Annotated in this window: 18 protein-coding genes and 1 pseudogene; 16 read left to right on the forward strand and 3 right to left on the reverse strand. The window is 51.9% G+C overall.

Annotated elements, in window-relative coordinates; genetic code table 11:
- Positions 1 to 13 precede the first annotated feature (13 nt).
- The gene (locus FE784_RS31680; RefSeq protein WP_139606274.1) at positions 14 to 559 is read right to left on the reverse strand and encodes a PadR family transcriptional regulator; all 546 of its coding nucleotides are present in this window, start codon (positions 557 to 559) and stop codon (positions 14 to 16) included.
- A 275-nt stretch (positions 560 to 834) separates the two neighbouring features.
- On the opposite strand from FE784_RS31680, the gene FE784_RS31685 reads away from it, so the two are divergent.
- Complete coding sequence (locus tag FE784_RS31685) at positions 835 to 1,998, forward strand: iron-containing alcohol dehydrogenase (protein WP_139606275.1); 1,164 nt, start codon at positions 835 to 837, stop codon at positions 1,996 to 1,998.
- 142 nt (positions 1,999 to 2,140) lie between these two features.
- The gene (locus tag FE784_RS31690; protein ID WP_139606276.1) at positions 2,141 to 3,130 is read left to right on the forward strand and encodes a Gfo/Idh/MocA family protein; all 990 of its coding nucleotides are present in this window, start codon (positions 2,141 to 2,143) and stop codon (positions 3,128 to 3,130) included.
- On the opposite strand, the gene FE784_RS31695 is transcribed toward FE784_RS31690, so the two are convergent.
- Positions 3,127 to 3,465, reverse strand: coding sequence for a hypothetical protein (locus FE784_RS31695; protein WP_139606277.1), 339 nt, complete (start codon positions 3,463 to 3,465; stop codon positions 3,127 to 3,129). The genes FE784_RS31690 and FE784_RS31695 overlap by 4 nt on opposite strands.
- A 42-nt stretch (positions 3,466 to 3,507) precedes the next feature.
- A complete protein-coding gene (locus tag FE784_RS31700) occupies positions 3,508 to 3,687 on the reverse strand; it encodes a hypothetical protein (RefSeq protein ID WP_176706664.1) in 180 nt (59 codons plus the stop codon).
- A 425-nt stretch (positions 3,688 to 4,112) separates the two neighbouring features.
- Between FE784_RS31700 and FE784_RS31705 the strand changes: the two genes are divergently transcribed.
- The 14 genes and pseudogenes from FE784_RS31705 to FE784_RS31770 all read left to right on the forward strand — a co-directional run bounded on the left by FE784_RS31705 (position 4,113) and on the right by FE784_RS31770 (position 20,900).
- Positions 4,113 to 4,568 carry a DUF2269 family protein gene (locus FE784_RS31705; protein WP_139606278.1) on the forward strand — a complete coding sequence of 152 codons (456 nt, stop codon included), beginning with the start codon at positions 4,113 to 4,115 and terminating at the stop codon, positions 4,566 to 4,568.
- A gap of 51 nt (positions 4,569 to 4,619) precedes the next feature.
- A complete protein-coding gene (locus FE784_RS31710) occupies positions 4,620 to 5,372 on the forward strand; it encodes an SDR family NAD(P)-dependent oxidoreductase (protein WP_139606279.1) in 753 nt (250 codons plus the stop codon).
- Between the two features lie 508 nt (positions 5,373 to 5,880).
- Positions 5,881 to 7,935, forward strand: a complete 2,055-nt coding sequence (locus FE784_RS42505; protein ID WP_176706665.1) for a helix-turn-helix transcriptional regulator — start codon at positions 5,881 to 5,883, stop codon at positions 7,933 to 7,935.
- Between the two features lie 99 nt (positions 7,936 to 8,034).
- Positions 8,035 to 8,604 carry a YdeI/OmpD-associated family protein gene (locus FE784_RS31720; RefSeq protein WP_139606281.1) on the forward strand — a complete coding sequence of 190 codons (570 nt, stop codon included), beginning with the start codon at positions 8,035 to 8,037 and terminating at the stop codon, positions 8,602 to 8,604.
- A 383-nt stretch (positions 8,605 to 8,987) separates the two neighbouring features.
- Positions 8,988 to 10,207 (forward strand): annotated as a pseudogene (locus tag FE784_RS31725) (macrolide family glycosyltransferase).
- A 334-nt stretch (positions 10,208 to 10,541) separates the two neighbouring features.
- Positions 10,542 to 12,194, forward strand: coding sequence for an ABC transporter substrate-binding protein (locus FE784_RS31730; RefSeq protein ID WP_139606282.1), 1,653 nt, complete (start codon positions 10,542 to 10,544; stop codon positions 12,192 to 12,194).
- A gap of 86 nt (positions 12,195 to 12,280) precedes the next feature.
- Positions 12,281 to 13,249: an ABC transporter permease gene (locus FE784_RS31735; RefSeq protein WP_246132283.1), complete on the forward strand. Its 969-nt coding sequence runs from the start codon at positions 12,281 to 12,283 to the stop codon at positions 13,247 to 13,249.
- Position 13,250: 1 nt separating this feature from the next.
- The gene (locus FE784_RS31740; protein ID WP_246132284.1) at positions 13,251 to 14,084 is read left to right on the forward strand and encodes an ABC transporter permease; all 834 of its coding nucleotides are present in this window, start codon (positions 13,251 to 13,253) and stop codon (positions 14,082 to 14,084) included.
- Between the two features lie 9 nt (positions 14,085 to 14,093).
- On the forward strand, positions 14,094 to 14,924 hold the full coding sequence (locus FE784_RS31745; protein ID WP_218103842.1) for an ATP-binding cassette domain-containing protein: 831 nt from the start codon (positions 14,094 to 14,096) through the stop codon (positions 14,922 to 14,924).
- Positions 14,915 to 15,517: an ABC transporter ATP-binding protein gene (locus tag FE784_RS31750; protein WP_139606285.1), complete on the forward strand. Its 603-nt coding sequence runs from the start codon at positions 14,915 to 14,917 to the stop codon at positions 15,515 to 15,517. The genes FE784_RS31745 and FE784_RS31750 overlap by 10 nt, the downstream gene beginning before the upstream one ends.
- Positions 15,518 to 15,887: 370 nt before the next feature.
- Positions 15,888 to 16,955, forward strand: a complete 1,068-nt coding sequence (locus FE784_RS31755; protein WP_139606286.1) for a DUF4198 domain-containing protein — start codon at positions 15,888 to 15,890, stop codon at positions 16,953 to 16,955.
- A 196-nt stretch (positions 16,956 to 17,151) separates the two neighbouring features.
- Entirely contained in the window at positions 17,152 to 19,359 is a 2,208-nt protein-coding gene (locus tag FE784_RS31760; RefSeq protein WP_139606287.1) for a copper resistance protein CopC, read from the forward strand.
- A gap of 115 nt (positions 19,360 to 19,474) precedes the next feature.
- Positions 19,475 to 20,023 carry an ABC transporter substrate-binding protein gene (locus FE784_RS31765; protein ID WP_139606288.1) on the forward strand — a complete coding sequence of 183 codons (549 nt, stop codon included), beginning with the start codon at positions 19,475 to 19,477 and terminating at the stop codon, positions 20,021 to 20,023.
- A gap of 10 nt (positions 20,024 to 20,033) precedes the next feature.
- Positions 20,034 to 20,900, forward strand: coding sequence for a FecCD family ABC transporter permease (locus tag FE784_RS31770; RefSeq protein WP_246132287.1), 867 nt, complete (start codon positions 20,034 to 20,036; stop codon positions 20,898 to 20,900).
- Positions 20,901 to 21,039: the final 139 nt, after the last annotated feature.

A 21,039-nucleotide genomic window follows, 5' to 3' on the forward strand; every position in this document is an offset into this window, starting at 1 on the left:
CCGTCGCAGTTTCTTAATCCGCCGCTGCTTTCATACGTTCGATTTCTTGCTTGACCCATTCGATTTCCGCCGCTCCGATTTGTTTGCGGTAATCCAGCACCCGCAGCAATTGGGCGCGCTGCTTTTCGGGCTCCGGTCGTTGCATGTGCAATTGGAACTCGCGGTCGGTTACGTGTTTGAGCTTGTATTGCGCATAAGTCAAATACTGCTCCATGCAGGCGAGCCGAGCTTCTTTCGACACATATCGGAAATAAACGGTCTTGAATTGAAACAAAATTTCCGTGTCCGCCTGGAACTCGAGCGGGGCCTCCATCAGCTGCCGGAACCGGATGCGGCCGGATTCCGTAATGGCATACAATTTGCGCGGTCTGCTTCCGGACGATCCGCTCTCCGGGCGGAGCTCGATAAACCCGTCTTCGACGAGACGGGAGAGAAGCGGGTACAGCGTGCCTGCGCTAATTTGCCGAAACGGCCCGAGCGCGCTTTTTAATATTTCTTGCAATATGTACCCATGCCGATCGCCGACTGTCAGCTCGCCCAGAACAAATATTTCGTACATGACGACCTCCGTTTTTGATAAATATATCGATTCGATATATATATTATATCTATTCGATATAAAAAACAAGCGATATAAGCGGAGTGCCGTGTACGATCTCTAAATGTTGTCCCGCGCTCGGCGTGGTCGGAGGCATCCTCCAGACCCGTGGCGAAGTTTTTCACCGGCGTTCTGGGGCGGCACAAAGCCGGGGATGCCCGCTGGACGGCATCTGTGGTATGGTAGGCATAGTATAGTCCGTTACAACATCCACGCTCAGATAGGAGAAGCGAAAGATGCAAAGCTACAGCTATTTTTGTCCGGTTCGAATCGAGATGGGGAGCGGAAAAGCGGGACGGCTGCCCGAATGGCTTCAACCGCTGCGGATCGGCTCGTCCGTCATGCTGGTCAGCGATCCCGGGGTCGTGAAGGCGGGTCTGACCGCTCCGATCGAAGCCGCGCTGGAGGCGGCGGGCTACTGGGTTGTCCGATTCGATGCCCTATCGCCAAATCCGCGGGATACGGAATGTTTGGCCGGTGCCCGCCTGTTTGCCGAGCAAGGCATGGAGGCGGTCGTGGCCGTCGGCGGCGGAAGCGCGATGGATACGGGGAAAGCGATCGCGCTGCTCGGCCCGAATGGAGGCACACCGTCGGATTACTGCGATGGGAGAAGGCCATATGCCAGCATCGCTCCCGTCGTGTGCATCCCGACTACGGCGGGAACCGGCTCGGAGGTGACACGATCCGCGGTTATTACGGAGTCCTCTACGCATCGGAAGCTGACGCTCAAGCATGCTTCGTTGCGGCCGCTGCTCGCCGTGCTTGATCCGACTTTGACCTACACGGTGCCGAAGCCGGTTACGGCGGCGACGGGGGTCGATGCGCTGGTCCATGCCATCGAAGGGTATACGTGCCGGGCCACGAATCCGATCTCGCAAGCGATGGGCGCCAGGGCGATGCAGACGATCGTGTCCGCATTGCCGGTCGCATACCGCGATCCGGAGCATGAGCAGGCACGTTCCCGCATGCTGGAGGGCAGCCTGCTGGCGGGGTTGTGCTTCGGCTCGAGCGACGTGGCCGCCGTTCATTGCCTGGCCGAAGCGCTTGGCGGGCTTTACGATACGCCACACGGGGTGGCGAACGCGGTATTTTTGCCGCAAGTGCTGCAATTCAATAGTGGGGAAAACAAGCCGATGCATGCCGACCTGGCGCGATTGATGCGCTTCGCGGAAGAGACGGATCGCGACGAAACGGCCATCGACAAAATGATCGTCGGTATCCGCGAATTTACGCGGGCATTGGAAATTCCGAAGCTGCGCAGCTTGCCGGGCGTCCGGCAAGCGGATTTTCCGCGCATCGTCGAGCTGGCTAGCCAAAACTCGTCCACGGCCAGCAATATACGTCCGATCGACACCCGCGATTATATGCAGATCTTGCAGCGGACCTATGACGACATATAGGATCAATTTCGGCCCAAATGAGCGATAGCGTGTAAGGAAATGGACCATTTACGGTTCTACATGGCGAAGACGCCGGTAAGCCGACTTTGACTGGTTCCGGATCGCGCCGGTCGGCCAATAAACGTGCAAAGGTGGAATGGACATGATACAAGTATGCATCATCGGCTCCTCGGGCCATTTCGGCTATGTGCTTGACGGCTTGCGGGAAGTGCCGGAGGCGCGGCTGGTCGGCGTCGCTCCGGGCTCTCCCGGCGAAACGATGGATAAAGTGCTGGCCGGGGCGTCCCGGCTGGGGGCGGCCCCCCGATTGTTCGACGACTGTTTGGACATGCTGGATGAGCTGCGCCCGGATGTCGCCGCGGTCGCCTGTCATTTCGGCGATCATGCGAGGGTGGCCGCCGAAGTGCTGAAGCGGGGCATTCACGCGTTTGTCGAGAAGCCGGTGGCGACGACCTATTCCGATCTTCGCATGCTGAGGGATGTGTACGCCGCCGGCGACGCCCGTCTCGCAGCGATGTTCGGCTCCCGGCAAATGCCTCATTTTCGCACGGCGCGGCAGGCTGTGCGGGAAGGGGCCGTCGGCGACATCCGGCTTATTCAGGCGCAGAAGTCGTACCGTCTCGGGTCGCGAGACGCCTTTTACCGCCAAAGGAGCAGCTATGGCGGCACGATTCCGTGGGTAGGCAGCCATGCGATCGACTGGGTGCGCTGGATTGGCGGGGAGACGTTCGAATCCGTGCTGGCGATGCATTCAACCCGGGACAACAAGGACCACGGGGAGCTGGAGACGACGGCCTTGTGCCACTTTCGAATGACGAACGAGGTGTTCGCTTCGGTCAGTCTCGACTATTTGCGCCCTCCGACAGCGCCGAGCCACGGGGACGACCGCATCCGCATCGCCGGTACCGAAGGCGTGCTCGAGGTGAGAGACGGCCGTGTTCTGTTGATGAACGATCGGGAACCCGGCATTCGCGAGCTGCCGCTTTTGCCCAAGGAAGATCTGTTCCCGGCTTTCATTCGGCAGCTGGACGAGGAGGATGGCCGGGTAAGCGCGGAGGACGCGTTCGCCGTAACGGAAGCTTGCTTGAAGGCACGGCAATCGGCGGATGAAGGGAGACAGGTGTTATTTTAGCGATGGCCGGCGTTCCACGAGGCGGACATCGCCAGTCCAGGGAACAGGCTGCATTGGTGCGTACCCGGCTCGATAAAACCGTATGTGCGTTCATTCGACTTTGCAATCAGCATATGCGGAGTGTGGAAGGGAGCAGGAAAATCGCCGGGGCTTCCGCTTTTGCCGCACCATCGAACGGGACGGGGCATTGCGCTGACATCGCCGGACGGATCGATCAAGAAGGTGTTGACCTTGAACGATCTGGGAGAGCCGGTCTGGACCGTAACCGAATAAAGCCGGATCGGGGCGATATGCCCGGTGACGCTATGCTTGGAAGCGAAAGCCTCTCGGAACATCTATACCGGGAGGCTTTTTTGCTGCGGTATGGGTCGGAAAAGCTACAGTCGCACTTCACGCCCGTTTTCGGCCGATTCGTATATGGAGCACAAAATTTTAATCATATCGACGCCGTTGGAGGGCGTGTTGATCGGCTCCGCCCGGCCTTGCAGACAGTCGAAGAAATGGTGCAGATGCTCGGCGTGTCCCGGACGTTGCGCTTTCGGCAGCACAGGCGTCACAATGAACGCCCAGATCGATCAGCGGCCCGCCGGCCGACATGCTTTTGTTCGTAAACCAGCTTCCGCGCTGTCCATCGGACTTCTCCGGCATTTGTCCTGCTCGATGACTTACCACTCGACGCCGCTATGGGCTTCAGCTCCCGGAGCGTGCGGGGGAAATCGCTTTTGCATTCCTCTCGCAGCGTGTGCAATTGAATCGCAATTTGTCGTAGCATATTTCTCGCATCGAACGGGGTGTGGGATTTTTATGGGTCTGCACCCAACGATTCGCCTAAGAGCAGATCCATAAATTATACGATCGTATAATACCGGCAATGAAGTCCCTCATGGTAAATTGAATGGCAGGAAATTCTCATGGTTCTGTTAAGGGAATTGACGGATGACAGCTATTGAAAGAAAGATGAAGAACGGGGAGGAAATGAACTATGGAATGGCTTCTAACGATTCATGTGCTGTCAGCAGTTCTTGGAATCGGACCGACATATTTCGGTCATATTTTGCTTCGCAAGAAGCAGCGCCGAGAGCAGCTTCTTCAATCGTTGTCAATGTTCAAGCTGCTGAACTATTTCCCGAAAATAGGCGGTTCGATTGCCGTTGTCTCGGGCATCCTGCTCGTTGCCCTGTCAGGATGGAACTTTTCGGACTTATGGATTCTCGGCTCCCTGGTCTTATATGTGCTCATTCAAGCGGTTGCGGTGGGCATGCTGGGCCCGGTGTTGGGTCAATTAGTTCAGGCGCTGAACGCGGTCGATGAAAGTGAAAGTAAACCAAACGGGCCGGATGTCAAATCGCCCCTTCTCGCAAAAGCCAACAGGCTGTACAATACGGCTTCAATTATGGGAACCGCATTGATCATTCTGATGATTGTAAAGCCAATGTGAGCTCTTGACATCGACAAGGAAGAACATTCTATTAAATCGGAGGAAACATGAATGAAGAATCTAAACGGAAAAGTCGCTTTCATATCGGGAGGGGGACGTGGAATCGGAGCTGCTGCTGCATTGACGTTGGCTCGGCAGGGGGCAAAGGTGGTCGTAAATTATGTTCGACAGGCGGACTCGGCACAGGCTGTCGTAGATCGGATTCGACATGCCGGCGGGGAGGCCGAAACGGTTAAGGCGGACGTGCGTGATCCTGAACAGGTGAAGCTGGCGATGGCTCATATTCGGACAACGCTGGGAGATATCGACATCTTGGTGAACAATGCTCACGTGTCTTTCGTAATGAAGCCATTGATGGAGATGCAGTGGGAGGAGCTTGCCCAAAAAATGAACGATGAGATCCGGGCGGCCTTTACTTTGACGAAATCGGTGTTACCCGCCATGATTGAGCGGAATTATGGAAGAATTATTTACATTTCCAGCAACGCGGCCGACGTCGCGTTACCGTATATGGCTGCACACGGCTCGGCCAAAGCGGCGCTTAATGCGTTTGCCAAGTATGTGGCGTTGGAAAGTGCCCCTTATGGCGTAACTGCAAACGTAGTCTCGCCCGGATTGGTCCAGACGGATGCGTCTGGCGAAACGCCGGAGGAGATCAAAGGGCAAATCGCAGCCATGACTCCGCTGCAGCGGGTGGCAATGCCGGACGACATTTCGGGTGCGATCGCTTTTTTTGCAAGCGAGGAGAGCAGGTTCATAACAGGGACGTGTATGAATGTGAACGGCGGAATAAATATGGATTAGCGTCGGATGCCGTAGTGCGGATTGGCAGTTGACGTTAGCAAGTCCAAGACACCGGCATGATGATATTACTGACTTTAGAAATGAGCCGCCGGCGACGATCCTGTATCGGATGGAAGGTCGCGCATCTTTGAGCTTAAGATCGCCCTCCACCTGGCTTAGATAGCCAAGTAGAGGGCGATTGATGTTATCTTCATGTCGATCTTCACCTCCGCAGTCGCATTTATGCGGCTTCTTTAAATTATGGGTCCGGAAAATCGCGGAACACGCCTTCGTGACATGTCGCCACTTCAAAAAAGGATTTTAAGGAGGGGTGGCGAATCGATTTGTTCAAGGGGAATCGATTCCATTTATACTGCAACAAGACCCTGCCTGCATTAGGACTGAACGGTATAAAGAACCATGTTCGCTCTGATTTCCGCAGTATACAACTTGGGGCAGCCCCGTATCGCGTTCGGATCAGTCCGGCGCTCGGATGTATGCTCTGAAACGATCAAGGGGTCTGGTAAATGTGTCGAACGACATGGACAAATCCGCTGCATGGGACGGGCGGGAATCAATCAATGAGATCGATAATCGGGAGGATCAGTATATTACGGGCCGAAGCGAGCAGCTTGCGCTGTTTCGCCGCTATTTGTCCGACGGAGAAAGCGGCAAATCGATATGGAGCCTATACGGCACGGCCGGGATCGGGAAAAGCTATCTGTTGGATTCATTTCGCCGCCAGGCGGTACGGGCGGGCGCGATTATGCTGCAGGTGGACAGCCGCGATTTCAATCACAAAGGAGACTTGTTCTGCCGGCAGCTGCTGAGGCAATTGCCTGGCGGGACGGACGTCAATACGTCGATATCAAATCCGGTGGAAGCGTGTCTCGCCCGCTTGGGACAATTGGCGGCGGAAACAAAGATCGTCTTGGCGCTGGACACCTATGAGGAGATGGGCGATCTCGATGGCTGGATTCGGGAGCGATTTATAAAATGGCTGCCCGACAGCATCCTGTTTATCGCAGCAGGCCGCTATCGGCTGAAAGACAAATGGATCCTATCCCCGGCTCTGCGCGAACGCATCTACTTTATGTCCCTGGAGCATTTGACCGAGCCGGAGAGCGAGGCCTATTTGCGGACATGCGGCATCGCGGACAAGGATCGGATCGACGCCGTTTGGCGTAAAACGGGCGGACATCCGCTCGCGCTGTCGCTGGCGTCCGTCGTCCGTACGAATGAGGACTGGACGAATCCGCCTGGGGACGAGACGGAATGGTTCGATCATTTGGCCAAGGCGTGGTTGAGGGAGGTCCCGGACGCCCTGCTGCGGAAAGTGGTGGAGACAGCTGCAATTTTGCTGCACGTCAACAGGGAAGTGCTTCAGGCGGTGATGGACCGGGAAATCGACGAAGATACGTTCGAGCAGCTTGTTTCTTTGTCTTTCGTCCGCAAGACGGAACGCGGATGGATGCTGCACGATTTGATGCGAATTGCTATGCGTAAGCAGCTCGAGGAGCGAATGCCGGCCTATTTCGAACGGCTGCGGGGCAGGGCGGCGTTCTACTACGCGACACGTATCCGCGACGCCGCTCCTTACCGGAGCACGGAGTGGGAAGTGAGAGAGCTATTTTATTATACCGGTATTGCGATGATACGCGCCTTGCTCCAGTCCTACTCCAGAGGCCGTTACACCTGGGAGCCGCTGACGCCTGCGAATTTATGCGAAGGGGAGGCCTATTTGCGCAGAAGGCTCGAAGCGGCAACTCCTCTGACGTTATCCGGCACGGATCCGGAAACGGATCAGCGCTATTACGAGTTCGTGAGCAAAGATGATATGACGATGACGATTAAGCATTTGAATTTGCGCACTTGGGTCGAGCTCGATCAGCAGTCGGCCATGCTGCTTCGTTCCGCGAACGGGGAAGCGATCGGGCTAGCCGTTGTCGTTCCGATCCACAAGGCCACTTTGCCTTATTTAAATGGCGATCCGTTTGCAAGTCCGTATTTGCGGTCTCTGTCGCCGGCCGAGAATCGGCTTCTGGAGGTCGAACCGCCCGGGCAGGCGGGATGGTTCATCCGGACGATCGACTATGCCGATTGGCAAAACCGGGATATGGTGATCGAGACGATGTATTTGATGTTTTCGCACATGTGTTCGGACGGACTTTTTTTCGCATCTCCCCCGCCGATGGAGTTTTTTCGCACAGCGCATTTGCATCTCGGCTTTCAGCCGGCGACTGGAGTCGTTCACCGGCAGTACGACGGAAAGACGCCGACCCCTACGTTTGTACTCGACACCCGGGGAGACAAGCTGGAAGCGTTTCTCCGCTTTTTGCTGAAGCGCGGCGGCTATCCGGACCAGCTGAACTTATTTGGCGGACCCGACGCCCAGCTCACCGAACGGGAGCGCGAAGTCGTTGCACTCGTTCTCGACGGCTTGACCAACGGGGAAATTGCCAAAACGCTTTTTGTCAGCGAAATTACGGTGAAAAAGCATGTCAGCTCCATCTATGGCAAGCTGTCGTTGAAAGGTCGAGGCCAATTGATCAAACTGTTCTCCGGAAATCCTCGTATCGGCTAATAAGACGACGCTTTTTGGGGACTTTTCTTTATTAGCCTGTGTACAAGCTCGCGCCACTTCGGGGTGCGCCATACCTAGAAAGGAGAATGTATGTTATCTATGGAAATTGAAAATCTAATTCCTGTAAAATCGAGAGAAGATTTGAGGGTTTGGCTGCAGGAAAATGGTAAGACTGAAACGTCTTGTTGGGTAGTAGTTAGTATGTCGCCAAACCCGGATATGTTGCTATATTTGGACGCGGTCGAAGAATCGTTATGCTTTGGATGGATTGATGGAGTCAAAAAGAAAATATCCGAAACCCAACTGGCGCAGAGACTGTCTCCTAGAAGCAAAAAAAGTTCATGGACTGAATTGAATAAAGAACGTGTCCGCCGCCTCGAAAAATTAGGATTAATGAGAGACGAAGGAAGAAGGGTACTTCCTGATATGGACCACGATTCTTTTAAAATAGATAGGGTTATAGAGCAAAGGTTAAAAGAGGAAAGGCAAGCATATGAGAATTTTTTGGCATTTCCAGCTCTTTATAGAAGAGTTCGGATCGACACGATACAAAGCAATAAAAATCAGCCGGAATTATTTATGAGTAGATTGGACAAATTTATAACAAACACTAAAGAAAATAAAATGTACGGTCAATGGCATGATAATGGACGCCTTCTAGATTATTAGGATGCGCTATATAAGATGAACTAAAGAACCAACTAAGAGTAGCCCAATGCAATGGAAGAAGGGAATTGCCTTGTGAGCGAGTTTTGGCTCCCAAGTTTCAACCTTGCCGTAGGCCAATACAAACAAGGAAACTCAAAACAACCTGTCTGAAGCTGCAAGGCAATCCCTACTGGAATGGAATGAACGTTAAAACCTTTAGGTCAACTTATATAGATCGAATAGTGTGAAATTGTTTGTTAAGTTGGTGATACAAGTGAACGTCAATTTGTTGTTAATATAATTCCAAGAAATACGATCTATCGGAGTGATTCGAGCGATGGTATGGGACAGTGCGCCTTGCTCTTACACAATTTAGAGAACAGTATACCTAAGGAGTGGTAGAAATGGCGCGCGTTTTATTTATTAATGGTGGGTCGGAGGGACATATCAATCCAACTATTGGAGTTGTGCAAGAGCTTATTTCGCGTGGAGAAGAGGTAGTGTACTTTTCTATAGAAGCTTTTCGGGAGCGTATTGAGAAGACTGGAGCTTCAGTACGAACATTTGACGATCAGAAATTTATAAAAGCCTTTATCTCAGGCGGAAGAGATTATTTGCTCGAAAGAATCAACGGTCTGTTACTTACGGCGGATATAGTCATACCAAGCGTTCTTGAACAGATCAAAGGAGAGCATTTTGATTACATCATCCATGATTCCATGTTTGGTTGTGGACGTCTACTTGCTCAAATTCTTAAGCTTCCTGCAATCAACTCTTGTACTTCTTTTGCGCAGACAAACGTATCCTTCGATAAGATGCTGGAACAATTTTCTATAAAAGTCCCTACAGAAATAGTAAAACCTATAAACGATAAATTTCAAAGCCTGACGGTAATGGCGAAGGAAAAATATGATGTGGAGATCCGTTCACCATACGAGGTGTTTTGTAATCCCGCACCGCTTACAATCGTTTATACAACAAGGGAGTTTCAGCCTTATGGAGAAGCATTCGACCAAACTTATAAATTTGTAGGTCCATCCATCTCTTCGCGACTAACTCAAGAAAACTTCGACTTCGCTGCAATCAAGGGGAAAAACCCAATTTACATTTCACTGGGTACAGTCTTTAACCAAGCAATTGATTTCTATAAGCTTTGTTTTGAGGCATTTGGGAACACGGATCATACTATTGTCATGTCTATTGGGAATAAAGCCCGAATTTCCGATTTAGGGGAAATTCCTAAAAACATCATCGTAAAAAATTATGTTTCACAAACTGATGTATTGCAATACACTAAATTATTTATTACACATGGTGGAATGAACAGTACCCATGAAGGACTCTATTACGGGGTTCCGCTAATTGTAATCCCACAAAGCGCGGATCAGCCGACAATTGCCGGGCGAGTCGCCGATATCGGAGCAGGCATTACATTACATTACAAATGCAAAGCTTGACTGCAAATCAACTACGTGAAGCCGTAGATCATGTGCTAAGCCTCTCATCTTTCAAGAAAGCTGTTGCAAATGTTGGGGAATCCTTTCGAAAATCAGGCGGGTATCATCAAGCAGTTGATGAGATTTTCGAATTTATAAGTCACTATCGGCAACAAGTCAATAGATAGATGATTGAACCAACAACATATCTCGTTGCGAGTCCGCGTAAATCGCGGCTTTTTTTTATTTAACGGCAGTTCGCGCCGGCTGTCGAAGTTTGGGGTTCTAAGAGCGGTTTTTACTCCGCGGTCGAAACCGTGTATCGTAGATCGTCCGACTATTCCGAGTGAAATACATTATAACAAAAGCGGATTCAGGTATTTCTCACAAGCAAAAATTATCGATTGACAAGGTTAATCGTTATCATTACAATTAACGATGATCATATTAGTATTTATTACGATTAAAGCTCATCTTTCCCTTCACATTCAAACCAATAATACCAAACGATGGAGGTTTAACATGAAAGCCAAAGGAAAACCATTCACTAAAAACCGGACTTTCTTGTATGTAACAATGGTATTGTCAGTGCTTTTGCTGTTGGCAGGTTGTGAAACCGGTTCTTCGGTACAGAATAATCCGTCCGGATCTCTGAACCCGATAACGGTGAAAGAGGATTTGGTGCTTGCCGTGGGAAAAATGGACGGCGGGCAGTTTGATCCCAAGAAAGGCTGGGGAATGACACAAATTCGTCTGACCCATAGCTCGCTGTTGACTATCGACTCTGACCTTAACTTTATCGGGGATCTTGCAAAATCCTATAAAATCAGCGAGGATGCCCTTGCTTGGACCTTTCCATTGCGCGACGATGCCAAGTTTTCCAACGGGGAGCAAGTTACTGCGGAGGATGTCAAGTTTACTTATGAAATGCTCAAGAAGGACGGGATCAAATTTGATTTGTCTTTTGTCAAGACGATAGAAGTCGGGGCCGGCAACACAGTCGTTATCACGCTTAATGAGCCGCGTTCTACTTTTGTAAGCCAACTCACAGAGATCGGAATTGTCCCCAAAGCCCACTACAATGACAACTATTCCAAAAATCCTATTAGCTCTGGCCCGTATAAGGTGGTTCAGTACAATGATGGACAACAAATTATTATGGAATCCAATCCTTACTGGTACGGCAAAAAGCCCCAGTTCAAAAAGCTGACATTCCTTCTTCTCGCGGAGGATGCCTCCCTTGCAGCGGCAAAGGCCGGGCAAGCCGACATTGTCTATGTTCCACCGACATTCGCGAATCAAAAGGTGAATGGAATGACGTTGCGTACCTATGAGAGCATCGACTCCCGCGGAATCATGTTGCCCACACAGCCCGGCGGCGGCAAAGGCATGACCAACGGTAAAGAAGTGAACAGCGGCAACGATGTAACCAGCGACCTTGCTATACGCAAAGCGCTCAATATCGGTCTAGACCGCCAGAAGCTGCTGGATGTGGCGTTGGACGGGCACGGGCAAAAAGCGTATTGTCTTTGCGATAATATGCCGTGGTTCAACGAGAAAACCGTTGTTAAAGACGGAGACATTCAGGCAGCAAATAAAATCCTCGCTAGCGGCGGCTGGATAGATACGAACAAAGATGGAATTTTGGAAAAAAACGGCCGAAAAGCGGAGTTTGACATGTATTTCAGCTCAAGCGATCAGCTTCGTAGCGATCTTTCTTTGGCTGTGGCAGATCAGGCGATCAAATTCGGCATCAAGATCAATACGATTGGCGTTACTTGGGATGAAATCTATCTCAAGGGCAAAACCGCGGCGGTGGCATGGGGCGGCGGCAGGCATCACCCCCACCAGTTGTACTCGATGAATTCCTCTCAGAGGATGAACAAAGGCATCGACAATATGTCAAATTACCACAACCCCAAAGTGGATGAGTATTTGAATAAAGCGCTCACTGCGTCTTCACAGGAAGAAGCCAATACATATTGGAAGCTAGCTCAGTGGGACGGAGAAACCGGCTTCAGCGGTATTGGAGATGCTCCGATCGTTTGGCTGCTGCGTGTGGACCACTTGTATCTTGCTAATGAAAAACTGAATCTCGGCAAACAGCCGGTTCACACGCACGGTCATGAGTGGGCATTGTTCGGCAATATAACAGAGTGGACATGGAGCAACTGATTACCGGATATTTCTGGGGAAAAGGGGGTTTTTGGAGGCTCTCCGCTTCTGAAAGCCTCCTTTTCTGTGAGAGAAGGGGAGTTATCGTGACAAAAAGTATCGTTATTCGCCTGATTCGCGTTGTGACCTTGTTGATCGGGTTGTCCATCCTGACCTTTTCTCTGATCCATCTGTCTCCGATGGATCCGGTCAATGCTTATATAGGAGGGGACAGCTCGGCGTCGCCGGAGCAAATCGAGAAATTCAAACAATACTGGGGCGTGGACAAAAGCCCGGTGGAGCAATACTTTTCCTGGGCTGGGGCGCTGCTCCAAGGCAACTTTGGAACCTCGATGCTTTATCGCAGCCCTGTCATCGATATTATCCAAAGTCGGTTTGCAACATCACTAGCACTAATGGGCATGGCATGGATTTTATCGGGAGTCTTCGGATATATGCTTGGCATGACCGCCGCCATGAATCGGGGTAAGGCTGTTGACAAAATCATTAAATGGTACAGCTACACATTGGTATCGACTCCGATCTTTTGGATGGGGCTCCTTCTTTTAATCGTCTTTGCCGTCTGGCTGAGATGGTTTCCCGTGGGCTTGGCGGTACCGGCCGGAGTACTGGAGAGCGACGTGCAGCTTATCGACCGGGTTCGCCATTTTGTGTTGCCCGCCCTGACATTAAGCATTTTGGGGGTTGCCAATGTGGCGATGCACACCCGCGAGAAGATGATCGATATCCTAAACGCGGAGTATATCGTTTTTGCAAAGGCAAGGGGAGAGAGCAAGTGGCAGATCTATAAAAATCATGGCTTGCGGAACTCTATCATTCCCGCAATTTCTTTGCAGTTTGCCTACTTCGGCGAGCTTTTCGGCGGCTCGATGCTGGCGGAGCAAGTATTCGCCTACCCGGGGCTGGGAAGCACCTTGACCACTGCCGGGTTAAAGGGAGACCTACCCTTAATGGTGGGTATTATTCTGATCAGTTCCTTGTTTGTATTTGCAGGAAATCTGATTGCCGATATTTTGAGCAAGGTTGTAGACCCGCGTATGAAGGGGGATGGCTAAGTTGCTGAGTGTACAAGAAGGGCTGAATGTACGAAAAAAAATGATTTTGTCGCTTGCTTTTTCTTCCGGTTTCCTGTTGGCCATTCTGATTTTCAGCTTTTGGCTTAGCAGCGACAACCTTCGTCTGAGTAGCGCGAAAAACCTTGCCCCCGATCTTGACCATATATTCGGCACGGATTGGCTCGGGCGGGATATGTTCACACGGACGATCAAGGGATTGCGTCTATCACTGACATTAGGAGCGTTTACCTCTTTGCTCAGCGTTCTCATCGCAACCGCGATGGGAATTTGCGCGGCGACCTTTGGCAAAGCGGTGGATGCCGCTATTTCCTGGCTTATCGATTTGTTTATCGGAATGCCTCATCTAGTATTCATGGTTTTGATTTGTTTTATTGCAGGTGGCGGTGTATACGGCATCGTACTCGGCATTTCGCTGACTCACTGGACTGCATTGGCAAGGTTGGTTCGTTCCGAGGTGCTCCAAATCAAAAATGCCGAATACATTCAAATCTCCAAAAGCTATGGGAAATCCGCATGGTATATCGCCAGAAAGCACATACTGCCGACTATTTTTCCTCAAATTATGATCGGTTTTCTGTTGATGTTTCCTCATGTGATTTTGCATGAAGCGGCGCTGACCTTCTTGGGATTCGGACTTTCCCCCCAGACCCCGGCGGTCGGTATTATATTATCCGAAGCGATGAATCATATTTCTACCGGAAAATGGTGGCTGGTGGTTTTTCCGGGAGCGCTGTTGGTAATAGTCGTTAAAAGCTTTGACAGTATTGGAGAGAAGCTTCGCATTTTGATGGAGCCTGCCAGCTCCAATGAATAGAGGGATAGGATGATGAGTACCGCACAGAAAAAAAGATTATTGCAGGTGGAAAATCTGTCGATCGGCTTCTCTCAATATGTGAAGGGAACACAGAAACGTGTGATCCGTCCCATCGCCGATATGCATGTGGATATTGACGAAGGGGAGATTGTGGCAGTGGCGGGAGCCAGTGGTTCGGGTAAAAGCCTGTTGGCACACGCTGTGCTGGGGATACTGCCCGGCAATGCCATCTGCAGCGGAAGCATTGTTTATAGAGGAGAAGAACTGACAGAAAAGAGAAAGGAACAGCTTAGGGGACGAGAGATTTCCTTCATCCCACAGTCCGTTAATTATCTGGACCCTCTCATGCGTGTGGGGCGGCAGGTACAGATTGGACTGGATAAGAAAACCGCACAGGAAAAGCAGCAAAAACTATTTGCCCAATATGACCTGAAAAAGAGCGATGGACGGTTGTTCCCGTTTGAACTGTCGGGTGGGATGCTTCGCAGGGTGTTGTTTGCCACCAGCGTCCGAGAGGGTGTCAAGCTGGTCATTGCGGACGAGCCAACTCCGGGAATTCATCCCCAGGCGCTTTTCGAAATTTTAAGGCAACTAAAGCAATTTGCAAAAGAGGGCGCAGGGGTCATGCTGATTACCCACGATATTATGTCGGCGTTGGAAATCGCTGACCGCGTGGCTGTTATCAAGGACGGAACCACGGTGGAGATCTCCGAAGCGGCGGCTTTTGAAGGCAAGGGCGAACGCCTGAAAACCGAATACGCGCAAAGGTTGTGGAGAGCCTTACCGCAAAATGAGTTCGATATGGAATTTAGGGAGGATGTGGAGAAGCAATGGCTCTGATTGGAGAGAATCTGGGTCACTTTTATCAAAAAGAACGCTGGATTATTAAGGATATCAACCTATCTGTCGCTCCGGGCGAGGTGGTTGGTTTATCCGGCTACAGCGGATGCGGAAAAACTACGCTGGCCAGAATATTGGCCGGCTATATCTCCCCCCGGACAGGCCGTGTAACGTCCGATCATAAGGCGATGGAGGCGCGGGCTTTTCGGCCGGTACAATTGATTTACCAGCACCCGGAAAAGGCGATTAACCCCAAGTGGCGTATGCGGGATGTTTTGACCGAATCCTACACGCCATCGCAAGACATTCTGGATGCTTTCGAAATACGGGAGGAATGGATGAACCGCTGGCCCGTCGAGCTTTCCGGCGGTGAGAAGCAACGCTTCTGCATTGTCCGCGCATTGAATCCCGCTACAAAATATATTATTGCGGACGAGATGACCACCATGCTGGATGCGATTACCCAGGCAAAAATCTGGAGTGCGTTTCTCCGCATATGCAAAAACAGAGACATGGGTGTCATTGTGGTCAGCCATGAGACGAGCCTTTTGAATCGGTTGTGCGATACGATCTATAAGGTAGGCAAGCATTAGACGCAAGGAACTATTCGTGGAAGCATTCGTCCCAATGCATGCTTTGCGGTTGTTCGGCGCATGCGACCGAGTGATTTCTTTAAGGAAAAACGGAAAAGCCCCGTTATCGGAACCGGGCTTCCGTTTTTATTTATGTTGGGCGGGCCAAAGTGCAAGATTGGCGACTTGTTCTTCCTGCAAAGAGCTTTTGAACGCGGGCAACGTCCCTTTACCGTTCAAGATGAGCATATAAAGCTGTTCGGAAGTCAGTATTACTTAACCAACATTCACATTTTATTAACATCTATGACTCCGATGAGTCATTCTAAGACGAAAGCAACCAAGCTATGATTCAGAAGGAGAAACGTATTCGCCAAGGAGGAGTATCAGTATGAATTGGAAAAAAACGATGGCTTCAACCGCTTTGTCCGCCGCCCTGTTCATGTCCGTTTCGGTCTCGGCGTTCGCCCACGACGGCTGGTCGCAGACGAAATCGCCGATTATCGCTCCGGGGGAAGTGTCTTATGTGGAGCTTTTGCTCGGCAACCATTCCAACGGGCATAAGAGCTACCGGATAGCCGGGCAATGGAGTCCGGATTCAAGCAAAGTGTTCGTTACCCCGCCATCCGGCAAAAAGGCCGATATTACGAGCACCCGTTTCTACACCGGCGAGGCGGCTACGGAAACCGAGCCTGCGGTGAACAACGGCTTCGAAGCTTCCTTCTCGGCATCGGCGCCGGGCGCCTACATCATAACGGTCGAAGGCGACAGCATGTTCAAGAGTGCCGCATCGGCGAGCCGGACGTTGCGCAGCGCCAAATCGTTCGTGGCCGTCAGCGATATCCCGACCGTGGAGCGGGTACAAGCCTTGCAAGGGTTCTCCCGACCTGTCAATACCGATCGGGCGGAGATAGTCCCGTTGTTTAATCCGGCAGCCGTCACTCCGAAGGAGCAAGTATCGGTGCAGCTTCTGTTGAAAGGTACACCGCTCGCCGATACGGACGTTTCGTTGATCCGCAAAAGCAACTCTGAGTCGCAAGTGTTCAAAACGGATGCTTTCGGAGTCATTACATTCGAAACCGGCGCCGCCGACTACTATTTGCTGCGAGCCAAACCGAGCTCGGCCGAGAAAAAGGAAGGCGAGTATGACACCGTCAACTATGAAGCGACAATGACTTTTTCGGTGCAGAACGGAACGGCGCGCCTGCCGGGAATAAATACGAATCCGGTACCTTTCTTGTACGTTAACGGCAAGCCGGTCACGGACCAAGAGGCCGTCATTGAGGAAGGGTCCGCCCGTGTCAACGCCGATTTTATTCGCGCATATCTGGATGCGGGGTATGCCGGAAACGGAACGGTAACTTTACGCTCAGCAGCCGAAGCAGCAGGCGCAACGATTGAATTTTTGCCTGCCGCAGGCGGCCTGCGAGCTGCGATTCTTCTATATACCAAAGATTAACCGCTTTGGTTCGGAGCCGTCGGAACGATTCCGGCGGCTCTTCTTAACGATAAAGAAAGTTAACTTTGCAAAGTACTAATGCGAAATGAGACTTTCTTACCAAGGAAAAACAACCGCCGAATCGCGGTCGCTCATCCATGAAATACATCGATAGACGTTTTCTTATCTTGCGGTCTATCGAGAGAGGAGACCCGGGTTGAATGCATGCAAACCTAGTTGGATATCGCTACTACGCTGTACCCTAGTCGTATTGCTGATCGTGTGCGGCATGGCTTCTCCGGCGAACGCGCATGCCAATTTGGAGCGATCGACTCCGCTGCAGGATGCGGAATTGAAGGAGTCCCCCGGGGAGATTCGTATTCAATTTACGGAGAACATCGATCCGAAGCTCAGTACGATCGCACTCGAGAACGAAAAGGGAGCCAAGGTGGCTGGCGAGCTTCGTTCGGAGAAAGGCAATGTGCTTATTTACAAAATCGGAAAGCTGGATAACGGAATTTACAAGGTCAAATGGCAAGTGCTGTCTGTAGATACGCATGCAACGGAAGGCTCGTATCGATTCTCGATCAATACCCCTATGGAAAAATCGCGTTCGAGCGAAACGATTTCTCTCGATGGCGATCCCCGGACACCAGGTAAGGCGGACACTGGAACGACCGATTCTCAGATACCGGCTGCAACTGCAATACCGTCGTCTGCACAGAGACAGCAAACGGATGATCATTCCTCGCAGGAAGCTCATGAGCCGGGTACGGCCTCGGAGGCTGAACCGCATGCGGAAGGAGGAGCTCCGCTAACGAAGCCTGTCGCGACAGCACCGACGACTTCCAGTGCTGCGCCATCCGTTTCAAGGGCCGAGTCAGCAGCAGAGGTGGCTGAAACTGCCGAAGCCATACAGCCGTCCGCTTCCGAATCAGTACGGGAGTCGCCCGCCGATTCGAACGGGAGAACGGCTTTGGTCGAACCTATGCCGGTAAAGCAGCCTTCTACTGACTCGCCGATAATCAAATCATCGCCGGTCGTTGGAACAACGGATTCCACTGTAGAGTCGCATGACCACGGACATGACCATGGCGGCGGATCGCACGAGCCGATCGATTGGCGATCCTTTGTCGGGCATGCGCTGCGGATCGCCGATGTGCTGGCGGTTGTCGCGCTGACAGGCTTCCTCTTTTTCCGTGATGCCGTATGGGGGCGGAATCGGGGGACTGCTCCTCCGCCATTCTCCGAGCGAAACGAAAAGAAGCTGGCACTGCTCGCTGCACTCATCCTTCTTGCGGCAGGGATTGCTCAAGTGTGGCTGCTGGCGGAACGGTTAAGCGAGTCCGGCATGTACCCGCTCGGAGAACGGGCGAGGATGATCGTCGCGTCCACGCTGTTCGGCGCGTCGGCATGGCTTCGTCCGGTGGCCGCCTTGCTCATTTTCATGCTGGCCTTCGCTCCCGAACGGGATCGGAGGTGGGCCGGTTGGCTGAAAGCGATCGCGGCATGCGGGCTGATCGTGACATTCCCCTTGACCGGGCATGCCTTCGCCGGCGAATCGGGCAAGTGGACGGCCGTATTTTCGCACACGTTGCATATGCTGGCTTCCGCTCTTTGGTTTGGCGGGCTGACAGGCTTGTTTGCGGCTACGTTTGCCGCGTGGGAACGGGCGGCGATATGGATGGAGCTGGATGCGCTAATTACCCGTTTTTCCGCGTTCGCGCTGCCGTTGATCGGAATAGTAACTGCAAGCGGGGTGTGGCTGACCGTCATTCGCCTTGAAGGATGGACGGATTTGACGAACAGCGGATACGGCCGACTGGTGCTGGTCAAGAGCGGGCTTCTGTTCGTTGTTCTGGTCATAGCCGTGTTTCATCGGCTTCGCTTCATGCCTCGTATTCGTTCGGCCATCTCGGGCAGTTCAGCTGTCGAACGGACCAAGGCGCTGCGCGGCTTCGTATTAGGCGTTCGCGCCGAGATCGTGCTGGCGGCGGCGCTTTTCGTTCTGGCCGGCATGCTTACCACCACCGCTCCCCCGGCAGATGGAGTCGGAGCGGATCCCGTGTACTGGCATGAAATGGGGGAAAAAGCCCACATGTCTTTACGGATTTCATCGGAAGGAAACGATCGGCAATCCGTGCGATTGGATGTATGGCTACCGTCCGGCGTAGGGGCTCCGGCCGGAACCGAGCTGCGGCTTCAAACTGAAGCCGACGAGCAACCGGCTATCTCCCTGCAAGTTCCGTTGTCCTTCGTCGTGGGCGGTCCCGATCCATACGGCTACGAAGGATTTCACAAGTACACCTATGAGGCCGCAGGAAATTTCATGAAAGCCGGTGTAGAGCGGTGGGACATTAAGGTCCATTTTACAGACAGCTTGAATCAGACCTTTACCTATAGCAAAAATGTAGCGCTGCGATAATAAACCGAAGAATGGGAATCGAGGTGATCGAGCTCTTGAAATACACGATTTCGATCGGGTTGAAATATGGCGGTGCTTGTCTAATATTTAATCTTTATAACGGGGGACCTGCATAATGACTATTAAACGTTGGCTAATCCTTTTTGCTCTCATGGTGACGGTGTGCTCGGCTTTACTCGGGTGCAGCCAAGCCTCTCACCGAAATCAACCTGCTGCGACTGCGCCGCCTGCCGAGCCTGCAACGCATTTATCTTTTGAGGATCAGGCCGGGAAGAAAGTCGTCTTGTCCAAGAAGCCGGAGCGAATTGTCGTTTTGAACACCGAACTGCTGCATGTGTTCGAGCAAGTGGGAGGGGAGATGGTTGGCCGCGCCACTGCCCCCGGCGTCCCGGTACCCGAACTAGCGAAAGCGGCAGAAGAGGTCGGTTTGATCAGCAATGTGAATATGGAGAAAATCTTTAGCCTGAAACCGGATTTAGTAGTCGGCCAGCCCGTTTTCCATACCAAATTGGCGCCTTCGTTCGAACAAGCGGGAATTCCGTTTGCCATCTTGACGATAAAAACGATAGAGGATATGCAGAACAATGCGCTGTTGCTCGGCAAAATCGTAGATAAGGCGGATACCGCGGCTGATTTACGGCGCCGTCGATGTTCCGCTCCCTGAAATTATCCGAATCGTCTTTGGAAATACAGATGCCGAGCATTACCCGATCATATGGAACATTCGGTTACCTCGGACGATTGTAGCCGCTTTAGCCGGTATCGGACTTTCCTTGTCCGGAGCATTGTTGCAAGGTATTATGAGGAATCCGATGGCGGACCCGCACATCATAGGGGTATCGTCGGGAGCCGGTTTGTTGGGAATTATGATGATTATCGTATTCCCATCCTTCGCGCATTTGCTTGTACCCGTTGCCTTCTTAGGCGCTATGGCCTCGGCTTTGCTCATTTATTTACTCGCCTGGGATCAAGGCGTATCGCCGATGCGCATTATTTTGTCCGGCGTTGCGGTTTCCGCCTTGTTGAATTCGGGAATTTCGGGTTTGTTTACGTTTTACAGCAATCGCGTGGAAGGCGCTGTCTCCTACATGGTAGGCAGTCTGGCCGCGAAGAGCTGGTCGCACGTCGACACGCTATTGCCGTATACGGTTATTGGAGCATTGCTGTCTTTCTGGGGGGCGCAACGGATGAATGTTCTGATGCTTGGCGAGGCAGAGTCCCTTTCGCTGGGTCTTCATGTAGAACGATACCGCTTTTTCTTCATTTCCGTTGGCGCTCTTCTTGCCGCAAGCTCCGTAAGCGTCGTCGGACTTCTAAGTTTCATAGGATTAATCGTACCTCATGCCGCAAGGCTTCTGGTAGGGAATGATTATCGGATATTGTTGCCTTGCACCGCGCTGCTCGGTGTCTTTGTATTGACTTTGTGCGATACGCTCGCCCGCATCGCTTTCTCACCGGTCGAATTGCCCGTAGGAATCGTGACGGGGGTGATCGGGGCGCCTTTTTTTCTGTATTTGCTCAGGCGTAAGAGTCGGCTGTAATCTGCTTGTCAGGCATGAACTGCAAGTTTGAATCGGCAACACTATTCACGTGGCAAATTAGCTGTGAACCAAGGTCGAGCCGAGCGTCGGTTCGAAGGCGTGGAAACGGAACCGCTCGCTTCTTTTTGCCGTTTCACTG

The organism is Paenibacillus hemerocallicola (genome assembly GCF_006265175.1).
In the GTDB taxonomy this organism is placed as follows: Bacteria; Bacillota; Bacilli; order Paenibacillales; family NBRC-103111; genus Paenibacillus_AB; species Paenibacillus_AB hemerocallicola.